23 protein-coding genes and 1 tRNA gene are annotated in these 24,546 nt (G+C 68.8%); 12 read left to right on the top strand and 12 right to left on the bottom strand.

Annotated elements, in window-relative coordinates:
* Positions 1–90: 90 nt before the first annotated feature.
* Entirely contained in the window at positions 91–1,068 is a 978-nt protein-coding gene (locus AC1DMQ_RS18890) for an NAD-dependent epimerase/dehydratase family protein (protein WP_477035092.1), read from the bottom strand.
* On the bottom strand, positions 1,065–2,375 hold the full coding sequence (locus tag AC1DMQ_RS18885) for a UDP-glucose dehydrogenase family protein (protein ID WP_477035091.1): 1,311 nt from the start codon (positions 2,373–2,375) through the stop codon (positions 1,065–1,067). The genes AC1DMQ_RS18890 and AC1DMQ_RS18885 overlap by 4 nt, the downstream gene beginning before the upstream one ends.
* Before the next feature lie 472 nt (positions 2,376–2,847).
* Here AC1DMQ_RS18885 and AC1DMQ_RS18880 point away from each other — a divergent pair, with 472 nt between their 5' ends.
* Positions 2,848–3,057, top strand: a complete 210-nt coding sequence (locus tag AC1DMQ_RS18880) for a hypothetical protein (protein ID WP_056438330.1) — start codon at positions 2,848–2,850, stop codon at positions 3,055–3,057.
* Positions 3,058–3,079: 22 nt separating this feature from the next.
* Here the strand turns inward: AC1DMQ_RS18880 and AC1DMQ_RS18875 are convergent, their stop codons facing one another.
* On the bottom strand, positions 3,080–3,715 hold the full coding sequence (locus AC1DMQ_RS18875) for a S24 family peptidase (RefSeq protein ID WP_477035090.1): 636 nt from the start codon (positions 3,713–3,715) through the stop codon (positions 3,080–3,082).
* A gap of 183 nt (positions 3,716–3,898) precedes the next feature.
* Between AC1DMQ_RS18875 and AC1DMQ_RS18870 the strand changes: the two genes are divergently transcribed.
* The 5 genes from AC1DMQ_RS18870 (at position 3,899) to AC1DMQ_RS18850 (ending at position 8,181) form a co-directional block, all read left to right on the top strand.
* Positions 3,899–4,378: a MerR family transcriptional regulator gene (locus AC1DMQ_RS18870; RefSeq protein WP_477035109.1), complete on the top strand. Its 480-nt coding sequence runs from the start codon at positions 3,899–3,901 to the stop codon at positions 4,376–4,378.
* 96 nt (positions 4,379–4,474) lie between these two features.
* Positions 4,475–6,265: an acyl-CoA dehydrogenase C-terminal domain-containing protein gene (locus AC1DMQ_RS18865; protein ID WP_477035089.1), complete on the top strand. Its 1,791-nt coding sequence runs from the start codon at positions 4,475–4,477 to the stop codon at positions 6,263–6,265.
* Positions 6,266–6,267: 2 nt separating this feature from the next.
* The gene (locus tag AC1DMQ_RS18860) at positions 6,268–7,431 is read left to right on the top strand and encodes an acyl-CoA dehydrogenase family protein (RefSeq protein WP_477035088.1); all 1,164 of its coding nucleotides are present in this window, start codon (positions 6,268–6,270) and stop codon (positions 7,429–7,431) included.
* Between the two features lies 1 nt (position 7,432).
* Positions 7,433–7,819: a hypothetical protein gene (locus tag AC1DMQ_RS18855; RefSeq protein ID WP_477035087.1), complete on the top strand. Its 387-nt coding sequence runs from the start codon at positions 7,433–7,435 to the stop codon at positions 7,817–7,819.
* Positions 7,819–8,181: a hypothetical protein gene (locus AC1DMQ_RS18850; RefSeq protein WP_477035086.1), complete on the top strand. Its 363-nt coding sequence runs from the start codon at positions 7,819–7,821 to the stop codon at positions 8,179–8,181. Before AC1DMQ_RS18855 ends, AC1DMQ_RS18850 begins: the two co-directional genes overlap by 1 nt.
* Before the next feature lie 11 nt (positions 8,182–8,192).
* Here AC1DMQ_RS18850 and AC1DMQ_RS18845 read toward each other — a convergent pair whose 3' ends face one another.
* A complete protein-coding gene (locus AC1DMQ_RS18845) occupies positions 8,193–9,125 on the bottom strand; it encodes a phytanoyl-CoA dioxygenase family protein (RefSeq protein WP_477035085.1) in 933 nt (310 codons plus the stop codon).
* Between the two features lie 81 nt (positions 9,126–9,206).
* Here AC1DMQ_RS18845 and AC1DMQ_RS18840 point away from each other — a divergent pair, with 81 nt between their 5' ends.
* From AC1DMQ_RS18840 to AC1DMQ_RS18830, 3 genes are all read left to right on the top strand, one after another.
* Entirely contained in the window at positions 9,207–10,412 is a 1,206-nt protein-coding gene (locus AC1DMQ_RS18840; RefSeq protein WP_477035084.1) for an acetyl-CoA C-acetyltransferase, read from the top strand.
* 18 nt (positions 10,413–10,430) lie between these two features.
* Positions 10,431–12,617: a 3-hydroxyacyl-CoA dehydrogenase NAD-binding domain-containing protein gene (locus tag AC1DMQ_RS18835; protein ID WP_477035083.1), complete on the top strand. Its 2,187-nt coding sequence runs from the start codon at positions 10,431–10,433 to the stop codon at positions 12,615–12,617.
* A 229-nt stretch (positions 12,618–12,846) separates the two neighbouring features.
* The gene (locus AC1DMQ_RS18830) at positions 12,847–13,449 is read left to right on the top strand and encodes a hypothetical protein (protein ID WP_477035082.1); all 603 of its coding nucleotides are present in this window, start codon (positions 12,847–12,849) and stop codon (positions 13,447–13,449) included.
* Here AC1DMQ_RS18830 and AC1DMQ_RS18825 read toward each other — a convergent pair.
* The 8 genes from AC1DMQ_RS18825 to hemC form a co-directional block, all read right to left on the bottom strand.
* The gene (locus AC1DMQ_RS18825) at positions 13,446–14,390 is read right to left on the bottom strand and encodes an alpha/beta fold hydrolase (RefSeq protein WP_477035081.1); all 945 of its coding nucleotides are present in this window, start codon (positions 14,388–14,390) and stop codon (positions 13,446–13,448) included. The two genes, AC1DMQ_RS18830 and AC1DMQ_RS18825, sit on opposite strands and share 4 nt — an antisense overlap.
* A 178-nt stretch (positions 14,391–14,568) precedes the next feature.
* On the bottom strand, positions 14,569–16,596 hold the full coding sequence (locus AC1DMQ_RS18820) for a TonB-dependent receptor plug domain-containing protein (protein WP_477035080.1): 2,028 nt from the start codon (positions 16,594–16,596) through the stop codon (positions 14,569–14,571).
* A gap of 26 nt (positions 16,597–16,622) precedes the next feature.
* The gene (locus AC1DMQ_RS18815) at positions 16,623–17,096 is read right to left on the bottom strand and encodes a hypothetical protein (protein WP_477035108.1); all 474 of its coding nucleotides are present in this window, start codon (positions 17,094–17,096) and stop codon (positions 16,623–16,625) included.
* A 502-nt stretch (positions 17,097–17,598) separates the two neighbouring features.
* Positions 17,599–17,674, bottom strand: a tRNA-Thr gene (locus tag AC1DMQ_RS18810).
* Between the two features lie 86 nt (positions 17,675–17,760).
* Positions 17,761–19,332 (bottom strand): heme biosynthesis HemY N-terminal domain-containing protein, encoded by a 1,572-nt coding sequence (locus AC1DMQ_RS18805; RefSeq protein WP_477035079.1) that lies wholly within the window; start codon positions 19,330–19,332, stop codon positions 17,761–17,763.
* Entirely contained in the window at positions 19,329–20,237 is a 909-nt protein-coding gene (locus AC1DMQ_RS18800; RefSeq protein ID WP_477035078.1) for a COG4223 family protein, read from the bottom strand. Before AC1DMQ_RS18800 ends, AC1DMQ_RS18805 begins: the two co-directional genes overlap by 4 nt.
* Positions 20,238–20,280: 43 nt before the next feature.
* Positions 20,281–20,988: a uroporphyrinogen-III synthase gene (locus AC1DMQ_RS18795; RefSeq protein ID WP_477035077.1), complete on the bottom strand. Its 708-nt coding sequence runs from the start codon at positions 20,986–20,988 to the stop codon at positions 20,281–20,283.
* Positions 20,989–20,993: 5 nt separating this feature from the next.
* Positions 20,994–21,950 (bottom strand): hydroxymethylbilane synthase, encoded by a 957-nt coding sequence (gene hemC / locus AC1DMQ_RS18790; protein WP_477035076.1) that lies wholly within the window; start codon positions 21,948–21,950, stop codon positions 20,994–20,996.
* Positions 21,951–22,021: 71 nt separating this feature from the next.
* Here hemC and tsaD point away from each other — a divergent pair, with 71 nt between their 5' ends.
* The 3 genes from tsaD (at position 22,022) to AC1DMQ_RS18775 (ending at position 24,544) form a co-directional block, all read left to right on the top strand.
* Positions 22,022–23,125 carry a tRNA (adenosine(37)-N6)-threonylcarbamoyltransferase complex transferase subunit TsaD gene (gene tsaD / locus AC1DMQ_RS18785; RefSeq protein ID WP_477035075.1) on the top strand — a complete coding sequence of 368 codons (1,104 nt, stop codon included), beginning with the start codon at positions 22,022–22,024 and terminating at the stop codon, positions 23,123–23,125.
* Positions 23,122–24,117 carry an NAD(P)H-dependent glycerol-3-phosphate dehydrogenase gene (locus AC1DMQ_RS18780; RefSeq protein ID WP_477035074.1) on the top strand — a complete coding sequence of 332 codons (996 nt, stop codon included), beginning with the start codon at positions 23,122–23,124 and terminating at the stop codon, positions 24,115–24,117. The genes tsaD and AC1DMQ_RS18780 overlap by 4 nt, the downstream gene beginning before the upstream one ends.
* A 145-nt stretch (positions 24,118–24,262) precedes the next feature.
* The gene (locus tag AC1DMQ_RS18775) at positions 24,263–24,544 is read left to right on the top strand and encodes a YciI family protein (RefSeq protein ID WP_477035073.1); all 282 of its coding nucleotides are present in this window, start codon (positions 24,263–24,265) and stop codon (positions 24,542–24,544) included.
* Positions 24,545–24,546 lie beyond the last annotated feature (2 nt).

Below are 24,546 nucleotides of genomic sequence, written 5' to 3'. Positions count from 1 at the left end.
CGGGGCCCTAGGTTTTTGCCTTAAAGCATTTTCTTCACGCGAACCGGTATCCACTTCGCTCAAAAATGCTCTAGGCGGCGGGCGAAAGCCCTAGCGGCCGTAGAATTCCGCGTACCACTTGGCGAACCGGTCCAGGCCCTGGGCGAGCTTCACCTTGGGCTTGTAGCCCGTCAGCGCGTGGAGCTTGTCGATGTCGGCGAAGGTCGCCGTCACGTCGCCGGGCTGCATGGGGCGCATGACCTTGACGGCTTCCTGGCCGATGGCGGTCTCGAGCGTCGTGATCATCTCCATCAGGCCGACGGGATCGTTGTCGCCGATGTTGTAGATCTCGTGGCCGCCCTGGGCCGGGGGATTGTCCAGCACGCCGACGATCCCATCGACGATGTCGTCGATATAGGTGAAGTCGCGGGCCATCCTGCCTTCGCCGTAGACCTCGATGGACTGGCCGCCGAGGATCTTCTGGGTGAAGCCGTAATAGGCCATGTCCGGCCGGCCCCAAGGGCCGTAGACGGTGAAGAACCGCAGGCCCGACATCGGGAAGCCGTAGAGCTTGGCGTAGCTGATGCTCATCAGCTCGTTGGCGCGCTTGGTGGCCGCGTAAAGCGACACCGGCGCATCGACGGGATCGGTTTCCTTGAAGCCCGCGCCCTCCAGGGGGCGGTCGCCGTACACGCTGCTCGACGACGCATAGACCAGGTGGGTCACGCCGTTGTGGCGCGCGGCTTCCAGCACCGACAGATGGCCGGCGAGGTTGGAGCGCTGGTAGGCGAAGGGGTTCTCGATCGAGTAGCGCACGCCGGCCTGGGCGGCCAGGTGGACGATCCGCTTGGCGCCGCTGTCGCGGACCAGGGCCATCACGGCCGCGTCGTCCGCGATGTCCATCCGGACCATGGTGAAGCCCGGCCGGCCGTCCAGGCGGGCGGCGCGGGCGGCCTTCAGGGCCGGGTCGTAATAGTCGTTGAACACGTCGACGCCGATCACCGTCTCGCCGCGGTCGAGCAGGCGCTCGGCCACGTGCATGCCGATGAAACCGGCGGCGCCGGTGACGATGACCGGCCCGTCGCTCATGCGCCGCGCCCGATCGAGGCGTAGGTGAAGCCGGCGCGGACCATTTCGGCGGGCTTGTAGACGTTGCGCAGGTCGACCACGACCGGGGCCTTGAGCAGGGTCTTGAGGCGCGCCAGGTCCAGCGCGCGGAACTGGTCCCACTCGGTGATGATCAGCAGCACGTCGGCGTCCTGGGCCGCTTCGTACGGGCCGGCGACGAAGGTCACGCCCGGCATCATGTGGGCGGCTTCCTTGGCGCCCTCCGGATCGAAGGCCTGGACCTTGGCTCCCTTGGCCAGCAGGGCCGGCAGGATGTCGAGGCTGGGGGCGTCGCGCATGTCGTCGGTGTTGGGCTTGAAGGTCACGCCCAGCACGCCGACGGTCTTGCCGGACAGGTCGTCCGTACCCAGTACGGCGGCGACCTTCTCGGCCATGGCCTTCTTGCGGGAATCGTTCACCGCGACGGTGGTCTCGATCAGCTTGACGGGCGCGCCGTACTGCTGGGCGGTGCGCACCAGGGCGATGGTGTCCTTGGGGAAGCACGAGCCGCCATAGCCGGGACCGGCGTTGAGGAACTTGCCGCCGATGCGCTTGTCCAGGCCGATGCCGCGGGCAACCTGCTGCACGTCTGCCCCGACCTTTTCGCACAGGTCGGCCATCTCGTTGATGAAGGTGATCTTCATGGCGAGGAAGGCGTTGGCCGCGTACTTGATCAGTTCGCTGGTGCGACGGCCGGTGAAGACGATCGGCGTCTCGTTCAGCGACAGCGGGCGGTAGAGCTCGCGCATCACCGCCTGGGCGCGTTCGTCCTCGGTGCCGACCACCACGCGGTCGGGACGCTTGAAGTCCTCGATCGCCGCGCCTTCGCGCAGGAACTCGGGATTGGAGACCACGGCGAACTGGGCGTCGGGGCGGGCCTTCTTGATGATCGCCTCGACCTCGTCGCCGGTGCCGACCGGCACGGTCGACTTGGTCACGATCACGGTGAAGTCCTCGATCAGGCCGGCGATCTCTTCAGCCGCCGCATAGACGTAGCTGAGGTCCGCGTGGCCGTCGCCGCGCCGGGTCGGGGTGCCCACGGCGATGAACACCGCGTCGGCTTCCTTGATCGCCTTGGCGCCTTCCAAGGTGAAGAACAGGCGGCCTTCGCGCACGTTGCGCGCCACCAGATCGTCCAGGCCCGGTTCGAAGATCGGGATTTCGCCCTTCTCCAGGCGCTCGATCTTGCTCGGATCCTTGTCGATGCAGGTCACCACGTGACCGAAGTCCGCAAAGCAAGCGCCAGAAACCAGGCCAACATAGCCCGTGCCGATCATCGCTACGCGCATACTATCCCCATCTTATTAAGGACCCCGCCCAATGCGGCGAGACAAAGTTAGCTGTCGGCTATCATTGTCCAACAGTCAGGCGCAATCGTGTTCGCGTGATATTTGACGCATTCGCCCATTTCGATGTGAGAAATGCAGTCACTCGACATGTCGGGCTCCCCGCGCGCAGCGCAAATATACAGCATCGGCCGGCAAGCGGGGCCACGCATGAAATGTCAGTTCTTGTTGCTCCGCCCGCAGAGGTTTCGAAACCGCCGGCGGAGCACCTGAAGCTTCACGCCGGCCTCCGCGTCCCAGGAACCGTGAACCCCTGGCGGCGAGCAGCTCGTGAAGCAGGCCCGCCAGACCAGAGGACGATGGGCGCCGCCTGCGACACCATGACCTGAAAGATGAACGGCAGCTAAATTGCCGGTTAAGGGTATGTCCGCAATTTGGAGTCTAGTCTGGTTTCATCAGAACCAAGGTTAGTCTCATGGCTTGCTTCACTCTCCGCCCTTCGGACCGCTCGGAATTCGACTCGTTGCTCGGCGAACTGGCCGCCCAGTTCCCCGCCGCGCACGTCGAGGCCGCCCACAACGACAACTGGGCGTCCTACCGTGTCGACATCTCGTGCGACGCCCCGTGGGAAGGCGACCTGACCGCCTGGCTGCAGAGCAAGCACGCCGACTGCCCGCGCACCTGATCCCCCTTCTTGATTCTAGGGATTATTGGCTCGCCCAAAGGATACGGGCGATCCACACCACCTCGGCCAGATCCAGCGTCCGGTCCTGGCCGTCGCCCTTGAGGCAAGCCAGTTCGACGCTGCGGGCCGTGACCCGCGCCAGCTCCTTGACCAGCAGTTCGCCGCTTGTGGTCCGCACCACCACCCGGTCGCCCCTGCGCGGCTCGACCGACGGCGAGACCAGAAGGCGGTCGCCGTCGCGGAAGATCGGCGCCAGGTCGTCGCCGGTGATCTCCAGGGCGTAGACGCCCTCTTCGCCCAATCCCGGAAAATCGATCTCGTCCCAGCTCGACCCGACCGGCGCGCCGGTCTCGTCGAACGCGCCCTCGGCCCCGGCCTGGGCGAAGCCGATCAGCGGCACGGCGCGCGGATTGGGCCTGGGCGCCCGTTCGGTCAGGGCCGCGAATTCCGAGAAGCCGACGCCCGTCGCCTCCAGCACCTTGGCCAGGCTTTCGGTCGACGGCCAGCGCGGACGGGAATCCCCCTCGCCGCGCTTTGAACGGTTGAAGGCGGTGGGATCCAGACCCGCCATCTTCGCCATCGCCGAGGGGCTCATGTCGAACCGCCTGGCCAGGGCGTCGATCGCGGTCCAGATTTCGGTGTGCGACAGAGGCGTCATGGCTGCATCCTGGCCGTGAGCCTGGAAAATATGCCTCTACCCTAGGAAAGTAAACCTATCCGGCCGCAGCCAAGTTGACGTTTACGTAAACGTTGACGGCAGAATGTCGCGGGCATATGGTGATCGACGATAACCAACCGGCTCGGCCGCAGAAGTCGGGCCTGCCCAGGGAGGGTTCGAATGTTGGCCGACCTGCGACGTCCAGAGCGCACCTTTACAATCCGTCAGCTGTGCAACGAGTTCAAAGCCACGCCTCGCGCGCTGCGCTTCTATGAGGACAAGGGCCTGCTGACCCCGGCCCGCGAGGGCCTCAACCGCGTCTATTCCCACAAGGACCGCGTCCGCCTGCAGCTGATCCTGCGCGGCAAGCGCGTGGGCCTTTCGCTGTCGGAAATCCGCGAACTGCTCGACCTCTATGACGAGAACGACGACGGCGCGGCCCAGATGGCCCGGTCGCTGAAGAAGTTCCGCGAGCGCGCCACCGCGCTGGAGCAGCAGCGCGAGGACATCGACGGCGCCCTGATCGAACTGCGCGAAGCCTGTTCCCGCCTCGAGCGGCGCCTGGCCGAGATCCGCCCCGACCTGCTGCCGCGCGCCGCCGACTACGACCAGGTGCTCCGCGCCCGGCTCGACGGTCACGGCGACGCAGCATTGGGCAAGTAGACCCGATTCCGCGTTGTTCCTCCAAGACCGAGGACGCGCGCGGGACCACCTTCCTTTTCCACGATCCTCCCCGATCCGACTGACCAGGACCGCTTCATGACCTACCAGCCGCCCGTTCGCGAACACGCCTTCATCCTGCGCGACGTGCTCAACATCGATCAGCACGGCGACCTGCCGGGCTTCGCCGACGCGCCGTTCGAGACCGTCGAGCAGATCCTCGAGGCCGCCGCCCAGTTCACCGGCGAGGTGCTGGCCCCGCTGAACCCCGTCGGCGACAAGCAGGGCTGCGTCTGGAGCAAGGACTTCACGGTCAAGACGCCGGACGGCTTCAAGGAAGCCTACAAGCAGCTGTGCGAAGGCGGCTGGACGGGCCTGGGTTCGGATCCGACCTACGGCGGCCAGGGCCTGCCCCACGTCGTCAACCTGGCCTTCAGCGAGATGTCGAGCTCGGCCAACATGGCCTTCTCGATGTATCCGGGCCTGGCCCACGGCGCCTATTCGGCCATCCACACCGGCGGCAGCGACGACCAGAAGAACACCTACCTGCCCAAGATGGTGTCCGGCGAATGGACCGGCACCATGAACCTGACCGAGCCGCAGTGCGGCACGGACCTGGGCCTGCTGCGCACCAAGGCCGTTCCGGAAGCCGACGGCGCCTATCGCATCAGCGGCCAGAAGATCTGGATCTCGGCCGGCGAGCACGACATGGCCGACAACATCGTCCACCTGGTGCTGGCCCGCATCGAGGGCGCCCCGGCCGGCGTGAAGGGCATCAGCCTGTTCATCGTGCCGAAGTTCCTGCCCAAGGCCGACGGCTCGGTCGGCGAACGCAACGAGGGCGTCAAGTGCGTCGGCCTCGAAGAGAAGATGGGCATCCACGGCAACGCCACCTGCGTGATGCAGTACGAGGACGCCAAGGGCTGGCTGATCGGTGAAGAGAACAGCGGCCTGAAGCTGATGTTCGTGATGATGAACGAGGCCCGCCTCGGCGTCGGCCTGCAGGGCGTCGCCCAGGCCGAGGCCGCCTACCAGGCCGCCGTCGCCTTCGCCAAGGACCGCCTGCAAGGCCGTTCGCTGACCGGCCCGAAGAACGCCGAAGGCCCCGCCGACCCGATCATCGTCCACCCGGACGTGCGTCGCATGCTGCTGGAGAGCAAGGCCCTGATCGAAGGCGGCCGCGCCTTCCTGTTCTGGACCGCCCTGCACGGCGACCTGGCCCATCACCACCCGGACGAGGCCGTGCGCGCCAAGGCCGAGGACTATATGGGCCTGATGACGCCGGTGCTGAAAGGCTACCTGACCGACAAGGGCTTCAAGATCTGCTCGGACGCCATGCAGGTGCACGGCGGCAGCGGCTTCACCGAGCACTTCCCGGCAAGCCAATACCTGCGCGACGTCCGCATCGCCCTGATCTACGAAGGCACCAACGGCATCCAGGCGCTGGACCTGGTCGGCCGCAAGCTGGCGGCCAAGGGCGGCCGCGGCGTGATGACCTTCTTCCAGGAAGTCGACCAGTTCATCGGCGAGAACGACGGCGACGCCGAGCTGAAGCCGTTCATCGAGGCCCTGGCCGGGGTGAAGGCCCAGCTGCAGGACGGCACCATGTGGCTGATGCAGAACGGCCTGCAGAACCCCGACAACGCCGGCGCGGCCTCGACCGACTACATGCACCTCTTTGGCCTCACCGGCCTGGCCTACATGTGGTGCCTGATGGTCAAGGCGGCCAACGCCAAGATCGCCGCCGGCTCGACCGACCCGTTCTTCACCACCAAGATCGTCACGGCGAAGTATTTCATCGAGCGCGTCCTGCCTGACGCCGGGGCGCATCTGGCCAAGCTGAAGACCGGCTCGGCCACCCTGATGGCCCTGCCCGCGGAGGCCTTCTGATCATGGGCGTGCTCAACCTCGAAAAGCCGGCCTTCATGGCCGAAGAGGACATCGCGATCTTCGAGGACGCGGTCGGCAAGTTCTTCGATGAGCACGCCCCCGAATCCGTGGTGGCGACGTGGCGCAAGAACCACGTCGTCGACCGCGAGATGTGGAACACCGCCGGGCGGGCGGGCCTGCTGGGCCTGACCGTTCCGGAGGAATACGGCGGGGCCGGCGGCGACTATCGCCACGAGGCCGTGCTGATGGAGCAGTTGGGCCTGAAGGGCGTCGACGGCTTCGGCATCAGCCTGCACAACGCCATCGTCGCCCCGTACATCGTCCACTACGGCACCGAGGAGCAGAAGCAGCGCTGGCTGCCGCGCCTGTGCACCGGCGAGCTGGTCGGCGCCATCGCCATGACCGAGCCGGGCGCGGGCTCGGACCTGCAGGGGATCAAGTCCACCGCCAAGGTCGTCGGCAACCAGTACGTCGTGAACGGGTCCAAGACCTTCATCACCAACGGCCAGACCGCCAACCTGATCATCGTGGTGGTCAAGACCGACCCGACCGCCGGCGCGCGCGGCACCAGCCTGATCGTGGTCGAGACCGACGGCGCGGAAGGTTTCGAGCGCGGCCGCAACCTCGACAAGCTGGGCCACGAGGCCCAGGACACGTCGGAGCTGTTCTTCAACGACGTGAAGGTCCCGACCGAGAACCTGCTGGGCTCGGACGAGGGCCAGGGCTTCTTCCAGCTGATGGGACAACTGCCCCAGGAGCGGCTGAACATCGCCGTCCAGGGCATGGCCACCATCGAACGGGCCCTGGAGCTGACCATCGACTACGTCAAGCAGCGCAAGGCGTTCGGCAAGGCGATCATCGACTTCCAGAACACCCAGTTCGTGCTGGCGGAATGCAAGACCGAGGCGACCGTCGCCAAGGTGTTCGTCAACCACTGCATCGAGCAGCACCTGGCCGGCAAGCTGGACGCCGCCACCGCCTCGATGGCCAAGTACTGGATCAGCGACCTGGAGAACAAGATCGTCGACCGCTGCCTGCAGCTGTTCGGCGGCTATGGCTTCATGAACGAATATCCGATCGCCCGGATGTATCGCGACAGCCGCGTGCAGCGCATCTATGGCGGCACCAACGAGATCATGAAGCTGCTGATCGCGAGGACGCTCTAGCATGCTGGTCGAAGCCGCCGTCGTCCTGTGCCTGACCAACGCGACCAACGTGGCCGTGTCCGGACTGGTGCGCGACGGCCGCTTCAAGACCACCTCGGCCAAGCTCGAGGGCAACAGCCTGACCTATCGCGAGCCCCTGGCCGAGACGCCGTTCCCGGCGGTGGAGGCCGGCCAGACCGGCTGCGCCAACGTCGACGGCGTAACCCTGGCCAAGCCGCAGCTGGTGGTTCGGCCGGGCCAGTCCCCCGCCGTGGTCGCCGCCGCCGGCGGCGAGCATCGCAGCGACACGCTTTGCCGTCCGACCAAGCCGCTCAAGGCCGGCGAACGCCTGACCTTCGTCTATCGCAAGAGCCTGTTTGGCCAGCTTACGTGCAAGGAGACCCGCTGATGCCGATCGCCGCCGCTCCGCCGCCCGCCCAGGTCGCTTCCGACAGCCGCTCGGCCGTCGTCTGCGTGCGCGCGGCCGGTCCGCGTCCGCTGTTCTTCACCGGCAAGCTGGTGGGCAAGAAGCCCGGCTCCAAGCCGCCGGGCGATTTCGAGCTGCCGCTGAAGGTCGGCGTCGACCAGTGCAACAACCTGCTGCGCTCGAAGGTGGCCGACTGGACCCTGTCGGTGACGACGCCGGGCTTCACCGCCTGCAAGCTGGCGGCGCCGGAGTTCGGCTATCGCGTCACCTACAGCGCCAAGGCCGGCGCCCGGGGCCTGGCCTGCGCGCCGATCGCCAAGTCTCCAATCGGAACTTGGAAATAATGAGCCTGGCCCTACGCCTTGTTGACGCTGTTGGCCTTGATCTGGGCCGCGCCGCGCGCGTCCAGGTCCTTGCGCGTGGCATCCAGGCTGAGCGGGCCCAGCAGGGTGGCGTTGACGGCGTCCATGCCGGGCGCGGCGACGCCCGGTTTGCGGGCGATCAGGTAGCGCAGGCTGAGCCGCTCGTTGTCGGCGGCGTCGGGCTGGGTGCCGTGCAGGGTGCAGGCGTGCCACATGGCCGCGTAGCCGGTCTTGCCGGTCAGCAGGTGCTGGCGGGTCTGGACCTCGTGGCCGCGCCCGTCGCGATAGAGCCAGCCGGTCTCGTTCTTGGTGAGGTCATGCGGGAACAGCGTCCCGCCCAGCTTGTGGCTGTCCTCCAGCAGGAACAGCGGGGCGTCGTGCGTCCCAACGTCGTGCAGGTAGATGTACAGGGTGATGAAGTCGGCTTCCCGGTCCTTGTAGTCGATCAGGTCCTGGTGGAAGTCGATGCCGTAGAAATAGGTGATGTCCCGGAACGGGGCCTTCACATAGGCGCCCAGGTTGTTGACCGGGTTGCCGGCGATGCGGGTCTTCAGCCAGTCGGGCACGACGCTGGCCGGCACGCCGCAGATCAGCTTCTTGAGCAGGATCTCGTAGCCGTCGCCCAGCAGGGCGCTCAGAGCCGAGACGATCGCCGGGTCCTTCTCGACGAAGGCCAGGTCGTCCTCGAAACGCTCCAGCAGGTTCCTGCCGGGCGCGGGGTTGACCCCTATATATTGCGGGTCGGCGTCGAACTCGGCTTCCGACAGGAAGAGGTCCGCATCGAACGTCCGCAGCGCGCGGATCTTGGCCAGCAGGGCGCTCGCCGCCGCCGGGTCCACGCCGCCGCCGAACACATGATAGCCGCGCGCGATGAAGTCGCTCACCACCGGGGGGGCCGCGTCCGTCGAGCGCTCGGCTGCCGTCATCGTCCTGATCTCCAAATCACCGGAATCAGACGCCTTTTTGGTTAACGAACCATCCAAGCCTACGCAGGAAGGAGCCATACAATGGCCGACGCTTACATCTTTGACGCCGTGCGCACGCCGCGCGGCAAGGGCAAGAAGGACGGATCTCTGCACGAGATCACGGCCCTGTCCCTGGCCACCCAGGTCCTGGAAAGCCTGCGCGACCGCAACAACCTCGACACCTCGTACGTCGACGACGTCGTCCTGGGCTGCGTCGCCCCGGTGGGTGAACAGGGCAGCGACATCGCCCGCACCGCCGTCCTGACCGCCGACTACGCCGAAAGCGTCGCCGGCGTGCAGATCAACCGCTTCTGCGCCTCGGGCCTGGAAGCCGTGAACATGGCCGCGGCCAAGGTCGCCTCGGGCGAAGCCAACCTCGCCATCGGCGGCGGCGTCGAGAGCATGAGCCGCGTGCCCATGGGCAGCGACGGCGGCGCCTGGCCCACCGACCCGTCCTCGGCCTTCAAGACCTATTTCGCCCCGCAGGGCGTGTCGGCCGACCTGATCGCCTCGCTGTACGGCTTCAGCCGCGACGACGTCGACGCCTACGCCGTCGAGAGCCAGCGCCGCGCCGCCGCCTCGTGGGCCGACGGCCGCTTCAAGAAGTCGGTGATCGGCGTGAAGGACCAGTTGGGCCTGACCATCCTCGACCACGACGAGACCGTGCGCGGCTCGACCACCATGCAGACCCTGGCCTCGCTGAACCCCTCGTTCCAGGGCATGGGCGACATGGCCTTCGACGCCGTGGTCACCCAGCGCTATCCGCAAGTTGAAAAGGTAAGTCACGTCCACCACGCCGGCAACAGCTCGGGCATCGTCGACGGCGCCGCCGGCGTGCTGATCGGCACCAAGGAAATGGGCGAAGCGCTCGGCCTGAAGGCTCGCGCCCGCATCAAGGGCGCCGCCTCGATCGGTTCGGAGCCCTCGATCATGCTGACCGGCCCGTCGCTGGTCACCGAGAAGCTGCTCAAGAAGCTGAAGATGGAGGTCAAGGACATCGACCTCTACGAGCTGAACGAAGCCTTCGCCGCCGTCGTCCTGCGCATGATGCAGGCGCTGAACATCCCGCACGACAAGATGAACGTGAACGGCGGCGCCATCGCCATGGGCCACCCGCTGGGCGCCACCGGCGCGATGATCCTGGGCACCATGGTCGACGAGCTTGAGCGCTCGGACAAGGAAACCGCCCTGATCACCCTGTGCGTCGGCGCCGGCATGGGCACCGCCACCGTCATCGAACGCGTCTAGGATCCAAGGACTAGAGACATGGAAAACTTCAAGATCGAAGTCGACGCCGACGGCATCGCCCTGGTCACCTTCGACGTGCCCGGCCGCACGATGAACACCCTGACCGCCTCGGTGATCCGCGAGATCGGCGAGCTGGTCGAGCGCATCAAGACCGACGACGCCATCAAGGGCGCCGTGCTGACCTCGGGCAAGACCACCGGCTTCTGCGCCGGCGCCGACCTGGGCGAACTGGGCGGGGCCGAAGGCGGGATTGGCGGCGGCGACCTGAAGGCGGCGTTCGACGCCGGCTTCGCGCTGAACAAGGCCTTCCGGGCTCTCGAAACCGGCGGCAAGCCGATCGCCGCGGCGATCAACGGCTTGGCCATGGGCGGTGGTCTGGAAATGACCCTGGCCTGTCACTACCGCGTCGTGGGCGACAACCCGAAGATCCAGCTGTCCCTGCCGGAGGCCAAGGTCGGCCTGCTGCCGGGCGGCGGCGGCACCCAGCGCCTGACCCGCCTGATGGGCGTGATGGCCGCGGCCCCCTTCCTGCTGGAAGGCAAGTCTATGAAGCCGGCCGAGGCCCTGGGCTTCAAGGTCGTGCACGAGGTCGTTCCGGCCGGAACCGAGGTCGAGGCCGCCAAGACCTGGGTCAAGACCAAGGGCGACCCGGTCGCCCCGTGGGACAAGAAGGACTTCAAAATCCCCGGCGGCGGCCCCTACACGGCCAGCGGCAGCCAGGTGTTCATCATGGGTAACGCCATGCTGCGCAAGCAGACCTATGGCAACTATCCCGCCCAGCTGAACATCATGAAGGCGGTCTATGAGGGCCTGCAGGTGCCGTTCGACGCGGCCATCCGCATCGAGACCCGCTACTTCCTCAAGACCCTGATGTCGCCCCAGGCCAAGGGCATGATCCGCACCCTGTTCCTGTCTCTCCAGGAGCTGGGCAAGGGCTCGGGCCGTCCGGCCGGCGTGCCGCACTACGACGTCAAGAAGGTCGCCGTCCTGGGCGCCGGCATGATGGGCGCGGGCATCGCCTACGTCCAAGCCATGGCCGGCATCGAGACCGTGCTGATCGACCAGAGCCAAGAAGCCGCCGACAAGGGCAAGGGCTACGCCGAGGGCCTGGTCAAGAAGGCCGTCTCGCGCGGCAAGCTGACCCCGGAAAAGGGCGAGGCCATCCTGGCCCTGATCCACCCGACCGCCGACTACGCCAACGTCAAGGGCAGCGACCTGGTCGTCGAGGCCGTGTTCGAGAACCGCGACGTGAAGGCCGGCGTCACCAAGCTGGCGGAAGCCCAGCTGGCCGACACTGCGATCTTCGGCTCCAATACCTCGACCCTGCCGATCACCGGCCTGGCCAAGGCCTCGGTCCGTCCCGCCTCGTTCATCGGCATCCACTTCTTCTCGCCGGTCGACAAGATGGGCCTGGTCGAGATCATCATGGGCGAGGAGACCTCCCAGGAGGCCCTGGCCCAGTCGATCGACTACGTCCTGAAGATCAAGAAGACCCCGATCGTCGTCAACGACAGCCGCGGCTTCTACACCAGCCGCTGCTTCGGCACCTTCGTGCAGGAAGGCATGGAGCTGCTGGCCGACGGCTACGCCCCGGCCATCATCGACAATGTCGGCCGGGCCACCGGCATGCCGCGCGGTCCGCTGGAGATGCACGACGACGTCGCGCTGGACCTCTCCTACAAGATCGCCCAGCAGACCAAGAAGGACCTCGGCGACAAGTACGAGGAGCGCCCCTTCACCACGATCATCGAGAAGATGGTCGAGGGCGAGGGCCGCTACGGCCGCAAGAACGGCAAGGGCTTCTACGACTATCCGGAGAACGGCCCCAAGGTGCTGTGGAAGGGTCTGTCCGACCTGGCGCCGGTCAAGATCGCCGAGGTCGACAAGGCCGGCATCGAGGAGATCCGCACCCGGCTCCTCTACCGCCAGGCCGTGGAAGCCGCCCGCTGCTTCGAGGAAGGCGTGATCACCGACCCGCGTGAAGCCGACGTCGGCGCCATCCTGGGCTGGGGCTTCGCGCCCTGGACCGGCGGCCCGGTCAGCCTGATCGACGGCGTGGGCGTGGCCAAGTTCGTCGAGGCCTGCGACGCCCTGGCCCAGAAGTACGGCGCGCGCTTCGCCCCGCCGCAACTGCTGCGCGACATGGCCGCCAAGGGCGAGACCTTCTACAGCCGCTTCGGCGTCAAGGAGAAGGCCGCCGCCTAAGGGTGGTTCGCCGCTGAAAGACGGAGGGGCCCGGCGGCGACGCCGGGCCCTTCTCGTTTTCGGCCTCATTCGTTTCAGGCCCGACTTGTCGCGGCCATGCTCCCGCCGCACCCCGTCGCTAGAGCTTGGTTCGGTGAGATCGAGCCTATCTTTGACCCATCCCGCCAATGACGGCGCCCTAGCGGTCCGCCGGGAAGGTCGCCATGCGCCAGGTCCAGGATCGCGCTCCGTGAAATCGGCCCGACGGCGCTGGCTGGTGGTCGGCGGCATGTCTCTGGCCTTCCACGCCCTGCTGGGCTGGGCCCTGCTGATCGGCGTGCCCGCCCCGCCGACCCTGGTCGAGCCCCGCAGCGTCGAGGTCAGCCTGCTGGCTCCCGCGACGCCCGACCGCGCCGCGACTCCGGAAAGGGCGTCGACGGCGCCGGCGTTCCATCGCCCCGTCGCCGCCCCGCCGCCCAGCGTCCCGACGCTGCCCGTGCCGGGACCGACCCCGTCGCAGCGCGGCGAGGTCGTCGCCCCGCCCGGCTTCACCGCCCGAGGAACCCTGACAGGCGGCGGCGAGGCCCTGCGCGAAGCCGCCCGCAAGAGCGGTTGCACCGAGGCCGACATCGTCAAGTTGACCAAGGTCGAGCGCGAGGCCTGCGCCGAAGCCCTGGGCGCCAAGAACAAGAACGGCCCCGCCCTCTACGCGGCGATCGACCCCGACAAGAAGGCCGCCTTCGACGGCGACTGCAAGAAGGACGACGACTGGTGCCTCTACCGCACCGGAAAGGGCCCCTATCCCGGCCTGTTCGCCATCGGCAAGAAGAAGAAGATCAAGGGGTGGGACTAGGGCTCCGAGAAGAACGCGATGAGGACCGGCGCGATGGCGTCCGGGCGCGCGTTGTGGCCCTGCCCCTCGAGGGTGCGGCGCCTTGCGTTCGGAGCGGCCTGGGCGATCGTGTCGGCCGAGGCGCGCATGAACGGCATCGCCTCACGGCTCGCGCCGCCGTCCATCACCAGGACCTTGGCGCGGACCTTGGCGGCCCGCTCGACGGGAACCGAGCGATCGTCGCCGATCGCGGCCACGTCATAGGGCAACGTCGGCGCCATCGCCTCCATGCCCGCCCAGGCCGGCGTCGTCTTCATCTCGGCGACCGCGGCGTCGGGGATCCCGACGAACTTCATGTGATGCAGCACCGCCTCGCCACGACGCCCCGCGTCGAGCAGGCCGGCCTGCTCGGCCCTGTAGGTTCTCCACTTGTCCGCGGCGCCCGCCGACTCGTCATAGGGCGCTTCGTAGAGGGCCAGCTTGTCGACCTTCGGACCCAGCGCGCTGGCCGCTTCCAGCGCGAGCGCGGCGCCGGAAGAGAAGCCGGCCAGATAGACGGTTCCGCCGGCCGCCTCGATCAGCGCCGCGATATCCTCGATCTCGCGCTCGACGGCGAAGGGTGGGGTGTCGCCGCTGTCGCCTCGCCCCCGGCGGTCATAGCTGTAGACCGTGAAGCGTCCCGCCAGGCGCTTGGCGATGTCCGAACCGGCCTCCCGCCCCGCCAACGCGCCGTTCACCAGGATGACCGGGGGGCCGCTCCCCTGCTTGTCGTAGGCGATCTTGGTGCCGTCTCTCGAAGTGACCGTGTTCATCCTGGCTGCCTCGGCGGAGTAGGTCTGTGAATGATCCTGCTTTCGATCGTTTTCAGCGCCGCATCCGGCGAGCGCTCCGGTCGCCATGAGACAGCCGACCATCAGCGATCTTGTCGCCAAGCTGGGTAGTGTGCGCGGGTTCGGCGTCATGAAGGATCGCTTCCATCTTCGCCCCCTTGCCCCTTTAAGCCGCGGCCGCATCGATCGCTTGGGGGAAATTGCGCCTTCGTTCGATGCGGCGGACATTGAGCTGGCCGGACTCAACGGCAACGAAAAAGGGCCCCGTCTCGCGACGGGGCCCTTCTCGTTTCCAGTGAGCGCTAGACGCTTACCAGGCCTTGCTGAGGGTCACGAAGGCGCGACGCTCGACTTCCAGGCCCGACGTCTGGCGCTGGTGGCCGTCGGTCAGGTTCTGGCCGCTGACCGCCAGGGTCAGGCCGTGATCGAAGGTGCGGGCCACGCGGCCGCCCAGGGTGACGTAGTCCTCCACGCTGACCAGCGCGCCGGTCGACAGGTAGGCCTTGTGGTCGCCGGTGTAGTGGAAGAAGCCGTCGGCGGCCCACTGGGCGTTGGCCCAGCCGAACGAGACGTTGGCGCGGGTTTCCGGCGTCGTGGCCGAGAAGTTGGCCAGGCGGACTGTCGGCGAGAAGCCGGCGGTCGGTTCGTCGTCGACGTCGGTGAAGGTCCAGTCGCCGCTCCAGTGGTAGCCGCCCGAGATCTTGCCCGAAGCGCTCAGCTCCACGCCCCACATCTTGCTGTCGCCGATGTTGCGATAGCTGAGCAGCGGCAGGACGCCCGGCGCGGTCGGCAGGACGTCGATCTGGCCCGAGGTCGGCTGGCCCTTCACGTCTTCGGTCTTCTGGCTGAAGACGCTGACGCCGGCCTTGGCGTCCAGGCCCGGCAGGGCGCGCTCGTAACCGACTTCGTAGTTGGTGACGATCGAGGGCTCCAGGGTCGGATTGCCGATCACGCCGATGGTGAAGGGACCGGAGACGACCCGCAGTTGCACCGCGCCCAGGTCGACCAGGGTCGGAACCTGCACGCCGCGCGCGGCGGTGGCCTTGAAGGTGTCGGCCTGGGTCGGACGATAGACGGCGCCGAAGTTGTAGCTGGCCTTCTTGATCGAGCGATCCCAGTAGGCGTTGGTCACGGCCGGGTAGCCGGCCGGGAACGTGCCTTCACGCGACAGGCTCAAGTCGTCGTAGCGGCCGGCGGCGGTCACGGCCAGCTTGTCGCTGACGGCCCAGTTCCACATGCCCGAGACCGAAGCCACTTCGTAGCTCAGCTTGCCGCCGACCAGCGGGGCCGTGTTGACCTCGTTCTTGCGATACTCGCCGCCGATGCGGAACGTATGGTTCGCGCCGATCTTGAACAGGTCCTGGACGCTGACGACATCCAGCTTGTTCTCGAAGCGGGCCTTCTGGCCGACGATCAGTTGCTTGGCCGTCAGGTTGGTCTCGTAGGCCGAGACTTGCAGCAGGCCCAGCTTGGTGTCCGAAGCCAGGGTCGCCTTGACCGAGGTCGTGACGTATTTGCTGGGCGAGTAGCTGTAGTTCGAGACCGCCTCGCTGACCTGGACGTTCGACCACGAGCCTTCGACCCGCAGTTCGGTCTTCTCGGTCAGCTGGGTGATGGTGTCCAGGTTGGCCGAGACCCGGGCCGGGTCGGTCAGCAGGTTGGACGCCACGCCGGTGGTGTTCTTGTACTCGTCCATCTGGGCCGCGCCGGCCGACAGGCGGGCGAAGAAGCGCTCGCCCAGCTTCACCGACTTGACCACCGACAGTTCGCCGTAGCCGTTCGTGCCGCCCGTCAGGGTGACCGAGCCGGCGCTGTCGAACTTGGGGTTCTGGGTGATGATGTTGATCACGCCGCCCACGGCGTTGAAGCCGAACAGGGCGCTGTTGGGGCCCTTGACGACTTCGATCTGGCGGATTTCCGACAGCTGCACCGGCAGGGTGGCCCAGGCGGTGTAGCCGTAGTGGTCCAGATAGACCTGGCGGCCGTTGACCAGCACCAGCAGGCGCGGCGACATCGCCTGGTCATAGCCGCGGACGCTGACGTCCGAGGCGCCGGCGCCCCAGTTCAGCACGTCCAGGCCGGCGACGCGGCTGAGGATGGTCGGCAGGTCGACGGCGCCCGAGCGCTTGATGTCGTCGGCCGAGATGATCTCCATGGCGACCGGAACTTCGGTCGAGCGCTGCGGCGAGCCGGTGGCGCTGGTGGTGACCGGTTCGTTGAACAGCTGCTCCATCGAACCGTAGTCGATCGATTGGGCGTGGGCGGTCCCAGTGGACGCCAGGGCGGCCATGGACAGGGCGAAAGTGGCCGAAACGCCGGCCAGAAGAGTCTTTTTCATGATTGGTTCTCTGGGCTCGGTTCGGATCAGACTTCGCGGATCATCATGCGGAAGGCGGCCTTGAAGACCGCGCCCACGGCGGCGGCGGCCGCGCGGTTGACGACGATCTCGACCTTGGGGTCGGCCGAGACGCTCATCACGCAAGCGCCGCTGGTGGCGCACGAGGTGTCCGAACCGATGGTGATGATCTTCTTGGCCTTGGCGGCCGCGCCGACGTTGACGCCGGTGGTGACGTAGAGGGCGGCGACGCCGCTGACGCCCGAGACGGCCGAGGCTTCGACCGGCTTGGCGGTCAGGGTCACGGCGCCGGCGCTCATGCCGCCGCCGATGGCGGCCATCACGGCGTTCTTCTCGGCGACCGAGGCGGGCTTGGACGGATCGAAGACCACGCCCAGCACGGCTTTGCCGGTCGGGCCGTTCTCGAGGAAGGTCAGCGCGCGGCCGGCGACCTGGACGTCCTTGGCGGCGTCGGCGTGGGCGGCGCTCAACGGCGCAAACACGAGGGTCAATGCGCAGAGCGCGACGGCGCTCCGGGTATTTCTTTTCGACATTCTGTATCCCCTGCCCGAGTTTCTTCCGGGCTTTACGAGGCGGCAGATGTCGCGGAAGGAGTAAACGAGACTGTAATGGAATTCAGATAACGCCGGTACAATTCATGTGTAGTGAAGCCGACATTGAAGAAAATGTTCGTCAAAGAAGTCAGAAACGCACATCAATTCTAACTATCCGACTTGTCTATACAGAATTCGATGCAACTTTTGCGGCGCAACAAGCATCGATGAGGCGACCATGGCGACCAGATGCGCGGTGATAGCCTTTGATTTACGGCATTCAGTCGCGACAACCCTGGCTTCTCGTCAGTAGAAGTCGTGATTCTGCGAGTTAAAGATCCGTCGTCGGACATTTTGTCGCAACGCAGCGAAAACCGCCCGGCGAGACGCTTGGTCGCAGGCCCGCGCGCCTGGGAGGCGGGGCCGAAAGCGGGAATCGAAGACTGGGAAGTGGTGCCGCTTACAGGACTCGAACCTGTGACCCCCTCATTACGAATGAGGTGCTCTACCAGCTGAGCTAAAGCGGCGCGCTTCGTCTCCGGGCCGCTCGAAACGGGCCCGGAAGACACTGGTGTTCCTGTCGCCAAATCACCGACCCGGCGCGAGGAGCGGCCTATTTAGCGGCGCGAGGGCCGCTTGCCAAGCGTCGGCGTGAACCAGCTTTGCGACGAGGCGCCGGAGCGCCGGTTTCGGGGTCGGACGACGGGGCCGTGTCGAGGCCGCCATCGCCGGTCCCGTCGCCGATTCCAGGCCCGATTCCGGGATCGTCGGGAATGGGCATCAAGGCGCCGCCGGTCTCGGCCGCGCGGACGAAGGGCGTCGATTCCGCATAGGCCGAGGGCAGCTGCGGCAGTTCGCCCATCGTGCGCTCGCGGCGCTCGAAGCGCGGATGGATCAGTTCGCCGGTCTCGGCGTAGCTGACGGTCAGCCGCGCCCAGTCGTCCCGGGCGTAGGCGAAGGCCCGGCCTTCAGGGTCCAGGTCCGACCAGTCGGGCTCCTGCGGCGCGGCCACGCCCCGGGCGACCCAGGCGCGGGCCTCGTCGGCCTCGCCGCAGGCATAGGCGACGCGGGCCATCAGGCCGGCGACCCGCGCGGTCAGCGGTTCTTCGGGAAGCAGCCGGGCGGCGGCCCGGGCGGCGATCGGATCGCCGCCGATCAGGGCGCTCTCGACCTTCAGCAGCCGGCTCTCGCGGGCTTCGGGCTTCAGATTGGCCAAGGCGGCCAGGCGGGTCGCGCGCAGCTTGGGGGTCTCGCTGGTCTTCAGGTCGCGATAGGCCAGCCACAGGGCCGGGTGCGGAGCCTGCTTCCAGGCGGCCTCGATCAGGGTCCCGGCCTTGGCGGCCTTGCCGTCGGCGGCCTGCAGGCGCGCGGCCATCACCACGCCGGGCGCGAACTCGGGCTTGAGCCTGGCGGCCTGGGTCGCGAAGTCCAGGGCCTGGGCCAGGGTCTTGGGGTCGTCGGACTCCTCCAGACCGGCGGCCGAGGCGGCCAGCAGGGCGGCCCGGGCCCGTTCGGCGACCAGCGGCGGGACGATCTTGCGGTCCAGCGCGCCCTGGACCAGGGCCAGGGCCGCTTTCCAGTCACCCGCCTCCAGGCGCGCCTCGAGAAGCGCGCGCCAGGCCCAGCGGGCGGTCTTGGCCAGGCCGTAGGCGGTCTCGGCGTGCCTGAGGGCGAGCGCCTTGTCGCCCTCGGCCAAAGCGGTCTGCATCAGGCCGCGCAGGCCGGCCAGGCGCATCTCGGGGAAGCCCAGCATGGCGTTGTAGGCCTGGCGCGCGGCGACGTGGTCGCCCGCAGCCTCGGCGGCCTGGGCGGCCAGGACGCGGACCAGGGCCGGCGCGTCCTCGGCCAGTTCCGACGCCTTCTGGGCCAGGCGGCGGGCTTCCGAACCGTCGCCGGCGGCCACGGCCAGGAAGCCGCGCGACAGGGCCTCGACGCCCTGCTTGCGCTTGGCCTCGGCGCGGGCCCGGGCGGCGCGCTTCGGCGCCTCGATCACCCACAGCAGGGCGCGCCAAAGGATCGTGGCCAGCAGGGCCGTGAACAGGGTCATCAGGGCGGCCGCGGCGGCCGTCATCTCGACCCGCCAGCCCATCCAGTCGAGGCTCGCCGCGCCCGGTTCGCCGGTCAGGGCGACCATCGCCACGGCGATCGCGGCGACGAGGAAGAAGACGATCGCCGCGCGGATCATGGGGCCACCGGAGCGGCGGGCGGATAGGCCCCCTGGGCGCGCGTCACCTGGACCAGGCCGGCCAGGGCGTCGGCGCGGATCGCGGCGATGTGGCGGTCGATCTCGATCCGGCGCTCGGCGGCGGCGCGCCACGGCGCCAGCACGGTTTGAGCCGGAGGGGGCAGGCTCTCCAGGGTGGTCAGCGCGCCCTCGATATCGCCCTCGTTCAGCAGCCTCTGGGCGCGCGCCAGGACCGCGTCGGGCGTGCCGCCCTGGGTCGTGCCGACCTGGCGGATCGAGACGATGCTGGACAGGGCGTGCCGCAGCCGGGCCAGGAAGTCGGCGTTGCGGCCGGGGTCGCGGGCGGCGACGGCGACGCGGCCGGCCAGCGTCTCGAATTCGTCGGCCAGGCCCGCGCGGGTCGGCGCGCCGTCCTGGGCCAGGCGGGCCAGGCCGCGCAGGTCGGGCGACAGGGGCAGGACGCGCTCCAGGCCGGCCAGCTCCTCGGCGAACGGCCGGGCGGTGCGGGCGGCGTCGGCCAGGGTGGCGGCGGCCAGGGCCGCGCCGGCGGCGTCCAGGGCTCGCTGCTGACCGGTTTCGAGGACCGCGACCCGGCCTTCCAGCTGCGCCACGTCCTCGGACGCCGGCGGCGGGACGGCGGCGACGCTGGACGCGCCGTAAAGCGGCTGGCCGGGTCCGGCTTGGGAAGACGGGGTCGCGCTTCCGACGGGCTGCTGGACGGCGGGCGGCGGCTTGGCGCCGGAGAACCAGGTCGGGCCGAATCGCGCCAGGGCCGCGCCGGCCGCCACGCAGAGGATCCCGAAGGCGATCAGCGCCCAGAAGCCAGGACCCAGCAGGCGGCGACGCCCATACAGCGCCGGGTCGCGCGGGGCGTCGGATTCAACGGGGTCGGGAGCGAGCGTCATGCGCCATTCGTGCCCCACGCCGCCGCGCCGCGCAATCGTCCAGCTAGAGCGTGAGCAGATCCAGCAGCGCGGTTTCGGTCGGGTGCGGCGCGCAGACCACGGACGCCAGGCGGCCGTCCTGCTCCGCCGTCCCGAGCGCGCCCGCCACGGACGGCGACAGGCACAAGGCCCGAAGGCTGGGCGCGGGGCGGACCTGCAGCACCCGAGCCAGCTTGCCCGCCGCGCGCGGCGAATAGAGCAGAACCGCGGCCATGGTTCCCAGCTGGTCCAGGGTGGCGGGTTCGGGATCACGCTCGACCGTTTCGTACACCGCCACGCGCCGGGCGGTCAGGCCGGCCGCGACCAGGGGCGAGACGAGGTCGCCGGCGGGCTCCAGGGCGCTGGGGTGCAGCACCACGCCGCCGATCCGCGGCCCCTGCCCCACGATCAGCGCCGCGAGGGCGCCGACGTCGCCATCAGCCGAGACCACCTCGGCGAAGCCGGCCTCGCGCGCGGCCCGGGCGGTGCGGTCGCCCACCGCGAAGGCGGGGCGACTCCTGTCGGCGCAGAGGCGGGCGAAGGCCTCCACGCCATTGACGCTGGTGAAGGCCAGGGCCGCCACGCCGTTCAGATCGATCGACGGCGACAGGGGGACCACCTCCAGCAGCGGATCCACCAGCGGCGGCAGGCCCATGGCCGTCAGGCGCGCGGCGGTCTGCTCGGCGCCCGGCGAAGCGCGCGTGATCCAGATCCGCGGCGCGGCCGCCACCATCGGCCCTACTCGGTCAGGATGAGGGCGGGACCGCCCTCGGCGCGCACGGCCGCGCCCAACTCCAGGCCCAGGACCCGAGCCTCGTCGGCGGCGTCCTGGCTCGACAGAACCACCGAGCCTTCGCGGCGGAAGCGCTGGACGCCGTCCGGGGTCAGGGCCTCGACGATCAGGGTCAAGGTCAGGCCGTCCAGCCGGGCATGGGCGCCGACCGCCGTGCGGCACGAGCCCTCCAGGGCGTAGAGCGCGCCGCGCTCGGCGGCCACGGCTAGGGTCGTGGCCTGGCAGCGCACGGCCTGCAGCCACGGCAGGTCGACGTCCTCGGCGCGGGTCTCGATGACCAGGGCGCCCTGGCCCGGCGCGGGCGGGGCGGCCAGGGGATCGAGCCAGCTCTTGGTCAGGTGGCCCAGGCCCAGGCGGTTCAAGCCCGACTGGGCCAGCAGGATGGCGTCGGCCTCGCCGCGCTCCAGCTTGGCCAGGCGGGTGTCGACATTACCGCGCAGCATGACGACTTCGAGGTCAGGGCGCACGTGCAGGGCCTGGGCCTGGCGACGCAGCGATGCGGTGCCCAAGCGCGCGCCCTTGGGCAGGTCTTCCAGCCGCTCGGCCACATGGCTGATGAAGGCGTCGCGCGGATCCTCGCGTTCGGGCACGGCGGCCAGCACCAGGCCCGGCGGCAGTTGGGCCGGCATGTCCTTCAGCGAATGGATGGCGCAGTCGATGCGGCCGTCCAGCAGGGCTTCCTCGATCTCCTTGGTGAAGAGGCCCTTGCCGCCGATCTCCATCAGCCGGCGATCCTGGATGCGGTCGCCGCTGGTGACGATCGGGATCAGCTGGGCGAAGGCGTCGATATCCGCCCCGCCGCTCCAGCCGAGGGCGGCGGCGATGCGGGCCTGCATCAGGCCGGACTGGGCCAGCGACAGCTTGGAGCCGCGCGCGCCGATACGGATGGGTTGCCGGGACAAGGTTCGAACGTTACCTGCAAGGTCGAAAGACGCCTTGCCTGCTACAGGAGCGGGGAAGCGGCCGCAACCAGATGACCCCCTTAAGGAAAATGGGCCTCACCATCCTTGGACTGGAAACCAGCTGCGACGAGACCGCCGCGTCCGTCGTGCGCCGGGACGAGGACGGCCGCGTTACGGTGCTGTCGTCGATCGTCGGCACCCAGTTCGAGCAGCACGCCCCGTTCGGCGGAGTGGTGCCCGAGATCGCCGCCCGCGCCCATGTCGAGGCCATCGACGCGGTCGCGGCCGAAGCCATGCGCGCGGCGGGGATCGGCTTCGACGCCCTGGACGGCGTGGCCGCCACGGCCGGGCCGGGCCTGGTCGGCGGGGTGATGGTGGGCCTGGCGTTCGGCAAGGCCGTGGCCCTGGCCCGCGACCTGCCGCTGGTGGCGGTCAACCACCTGGAAGGCCACGCGGTCTCGGCCCGGCTGGGGGCCTCGATCGACTATCCGTTCCTGCTGCTGCTGGTCTCCGGCGGTCACTGCCAGCTTCTGGAAGTGGCCGGCGTCGGGGCCTGCACCCGCCTAGGCACCACCATCGACGACGCGGCCGGCGAGGCCTTCGACAAGATCGCCAAGAGCCTGGGCCTGCCCTATCCCGGCGGCCCGGCCCTGGAGAAGCTGGCGGCCAGCGGCGATCCCTCCAAGTTCGACCTGCCCCGCGCCCTGCTGGGCCGCAAGGACTGCGACTTCTCTTTCTCGGGGCTGAAGACCGCCGCCGCGCGCCTGGCCGAGAAGGTGACGTCCGAGCAGGAGCGCGCCGACCTCGCCGCCGCCGTCCAGTTCGCCATCGCCCGCCAGCTGTCCGAGCGCACCGACCGGGCCATGAAGCTCTACGCGGCGAGCCATCCAGGCCAGGCCCTGCGCTTCGTGGTGGCCGGCGGGGTGGCGGCCAATGGCGCGGTGAAGGCGGCGCTGCGGAAGAACTGCGCCGACAACGGTTTCAGCTTCGACGCCCCGCCCCTGGCTTACTGCACCGACAACGCCGCCATGATCGCCCTGGCCGGGGCCGAGCGGCTGGCGATCGGGATCTCCGACGATCTGGACGCCGTGGCGCGTCCGCGTTGGCCGTTGGACGAGGCCGCCGCGTTATCCAATCCGAGCAACAGTTTCGGTCGCAAGGGAGCCAAGGCATGACCTTCAAGCACGTCGGCGTCATCGGCGCCGGGGCCTGGGGCACCGCCCTGGCCCAGGTCGCGGCCCGGGCCGGCCTCCAGGTCACGCTGCAGGCCCGCGAGCCCGAGGTCGTGGCCTCGATCGCCGCCGACCGCGAGAACACCCTGTTCCTGGCCGGTGTGAAGCTGGAAGACGCCGTCACCGCCTCGGCCGACATGGCCGCCCTGACCGCCTGCGACCTGATCCTGGCCGTGCCGCCGGCCCAGCATCTGCGCTCGGCCCTGGCCGCCCTGAAGCCGCACCTGCAGGCCGGCGTTCCGGTGGTGCTGTGCTCCAAGGGCGTCGAGCAAGGCACGCTGAAGCTGATGAGCGACGTCGCCGCCGAGGTGCTGCCGGGCCAGCCGATCGCCGTGCTGTCGGGGCCCAGCTTCGCCGGCGAGGTGGCGCGCGGCCTGCCCACCGCCGTCACCCTGGCCTGCGAGGACGAGGAACTGGGCCAGCGGATCGGCCAGGCGATCGCCATCCCGACCTTCCGCCCCTACTGGGCCGCCGACGTGATCGGGGCCGAGGCCGGCGGGGCGGTGAAGAACGTCCTGGCCATCGCCTGCGGCATCTCCGAGGGCAAGGGCCTGGGCCGCAGCGCCCACGCCGCCCTGATCACCCGCGGCTTCGCCGAACTGACCCGCCTTGCCGTGGCCCTGGGCGGCAAGACGGAAACCGTCGCCGGCCTGTGCGGCCTGGGCGACCTGGTCCTGACCTGCTCCAGCCCCCAGTCGCGCAACATGAGCGTCGGCCTGGCGTTGGGCGGCGGCCAGACCCTGGAACAGGCCCTGGCCGGCAAGGTCTCGGTGGCCGAGGGCGTGGCGTCGGCGCCCGCCGTGCGCGCCCTGGCCCGCTCGCTGGATGTCGAGACCCCGATCTGCGAGGCCGTCGCCGCCATCCTGGCCGGCGAGGTCGATGTCGACAGCGCCATCCTCGGCCTGCTCTCGCGGCCGCTGAAGGCCGAGGTTTAGACGCCGTGCGTCCTTCGAGGCTCGCCGACGGCTCGCACCTCAGGATGAGGTAAGTGAGCGACTTCTGATTTCCTCATCCTGAGGCGCCCGCTCAGCGGGCCTCGAAGGACGCAGGGCTTTTCCACCTAGCCAAGGACCCCGCCCCATGCCGCTCTACGCCATCACCTGCAAGGACAAGCCCGGCGCGCTCGAGACCCGCCTGGCCACCCGCCCCAAGCACTTGGCCTATCTCGCCGAGTCCAAGGTCCTGAAGCTGGCCGGCGCCCTGCTGGACGACGACGGCAACCCGGTCGGCTCGATCCTGATCGTCGAGGCCGACGACAAGGCCGCCGCCCAGGCCCAGGCCGACAACGACCCCTACACCGCGGCCGGCATCTTCGAGAGCGTCGAGATCCACACCTGGCGGCTGGCGGTCGGCTCGGTCTAGCC

This window comes from Caulobacter sp. 05L422 (assembly GCF_056397765.1).
Note: the sequence above shows the minus strand (reverse complement) of the source record. Positions and strands in the feature narration are given on the sequence as shown.

Coding starts and splice junctions, on each gene's coding strand:
- AC1DMQ_RS18835 (WP_477035083.1), top strand. CDS start 10,431: ATGGAAAACTTCAAGATCGAAGTCGACGCCGACGGCATCGCCCTGGTC.
- AC1DMQ_RS18845 (WP_477035085.1), bottom strand. CDS start 9,125: ATGACGGCAGCCGAGCGCTCGACGGACGCGGCCCCCCCGGTGGTGAGC.
- AC1DMQ_RS18805 (WP_477035079.1), bottom strand. CDS start 19,332: ATGATCCGCGCGGCGATCGTCTTCTTCCTCGTCGCCGCGATCGCCGTG.
- AC1DMQ_RS18795 (WP_477035077.1), bottom strand. CDS start 20,988: ATGGTGGCGGCCGCGCCGCGGATCTGGATCACGCGCGCTTCGCCGGGC.
- AC1DMQ_RS18775 (WP_477035073.1), top strand. CDS start 24,263: ATGCCGCTCTACGCCATCACCTGCAAGGACAAGCCCGGCGCGCTCGAG.
- AC1DMQ_RS18875 (WP_477035090.1), bottom strand. CDS start 3,715: ATGACGCCTCTGTCGCACACCGAAATCTGGACCGCGATCGACGCCCTG.
- AC1DMQ_RS18800 (WP_477035078.1), bottom strand. CDS start 20,237: ATGACGCTCGCTCCCGACCCCGTTGAATCCGACGCCCCGCGCGACCCG.
- AC1DMQ_RS18780 (WP_477035074.1), top strand. CDS start 23,122: ATGACCTTCAAGCACGTCGGCGTCATCGGCGCCGGGGCCTGGGGCACC.
- AC1DMQ_RS18860 (WP_477035088.1), top strand. CDS start 6,268: ATGGGCGTGCTCAACCTCGAAAAGCCGGCCTTCATGGCCGAAGAGGAC.
- AC1DMQ_RS18840 (WP_477035084.1), top strand. CDS start 9,207: ATGGCCGACGCTTACATCTTTGACGCCGTGCGCACGCCGCGCGGCAAG.
- AC1DMQ_RS18865 (WP_477035089.1), top strand. CDS start 4,475: ATGACCTACCAGCCGCCCGTTCGCGAACACGCCTTCATCCTGCGCGAC.
- AC1DMQ_RS18885 (WP_477035091.1), bottom strand. CDS start 2,375: ATGCGCGTAGCGATGATCGGCACGGGCTATGTTGGCCTGGTTTCTGGC.
- AC1DMQ_RS18850 (WP_477035086.1), top strand. CDS start 7,819: ATGCCGATCGCCGCCGCTCCGCCGCCCGCCCAGGTCGCTTCCGACAGC.
- AC1DMQ_RS18880 (WP_056438330.1), top strand. CDS start 2,848: ATGGCTTGCTTCACTCTCCGCCCTTCGGACCGCTCGGAATTCGACTCG.
- tsaD (WP_477035075.1), top strand. CDS start 22,022: ATGACCCCCTTAAGGAAAATGGGCCTCACCATCCTTGGACTGGAAACC.
- AC1DMQ_RS18825 (WP_477035081.1), bottom strand. CDS start 14,390: ATGACGCCGAACCCGCGCACACTACCCAGCTTGGCGACAAGATCGCTG.
- AC1DMQ_RS18855 (WP_477035087.1), top strand. CDS start 7,433: ATGCTGGTCGAAGCCGCCGTCGTCCTGTGCCTGACCAACGCGACCAAC.
- AC1DMQ_RS18820 (WP_477035080.1), bottom strand. CDS start 16,596: ATGAAAAAGACTCTTCTGGCCGGCGTTTCGGCCACTTTCGCCCTGTCC.
- AC1DMQ_RS18890 (WP_477035092.1), bottom strand. CDS start 1,068: ATGAGCGACGGGCCGGTCATCGTCACCGGCGCCGCCGGTTTCATCGGC.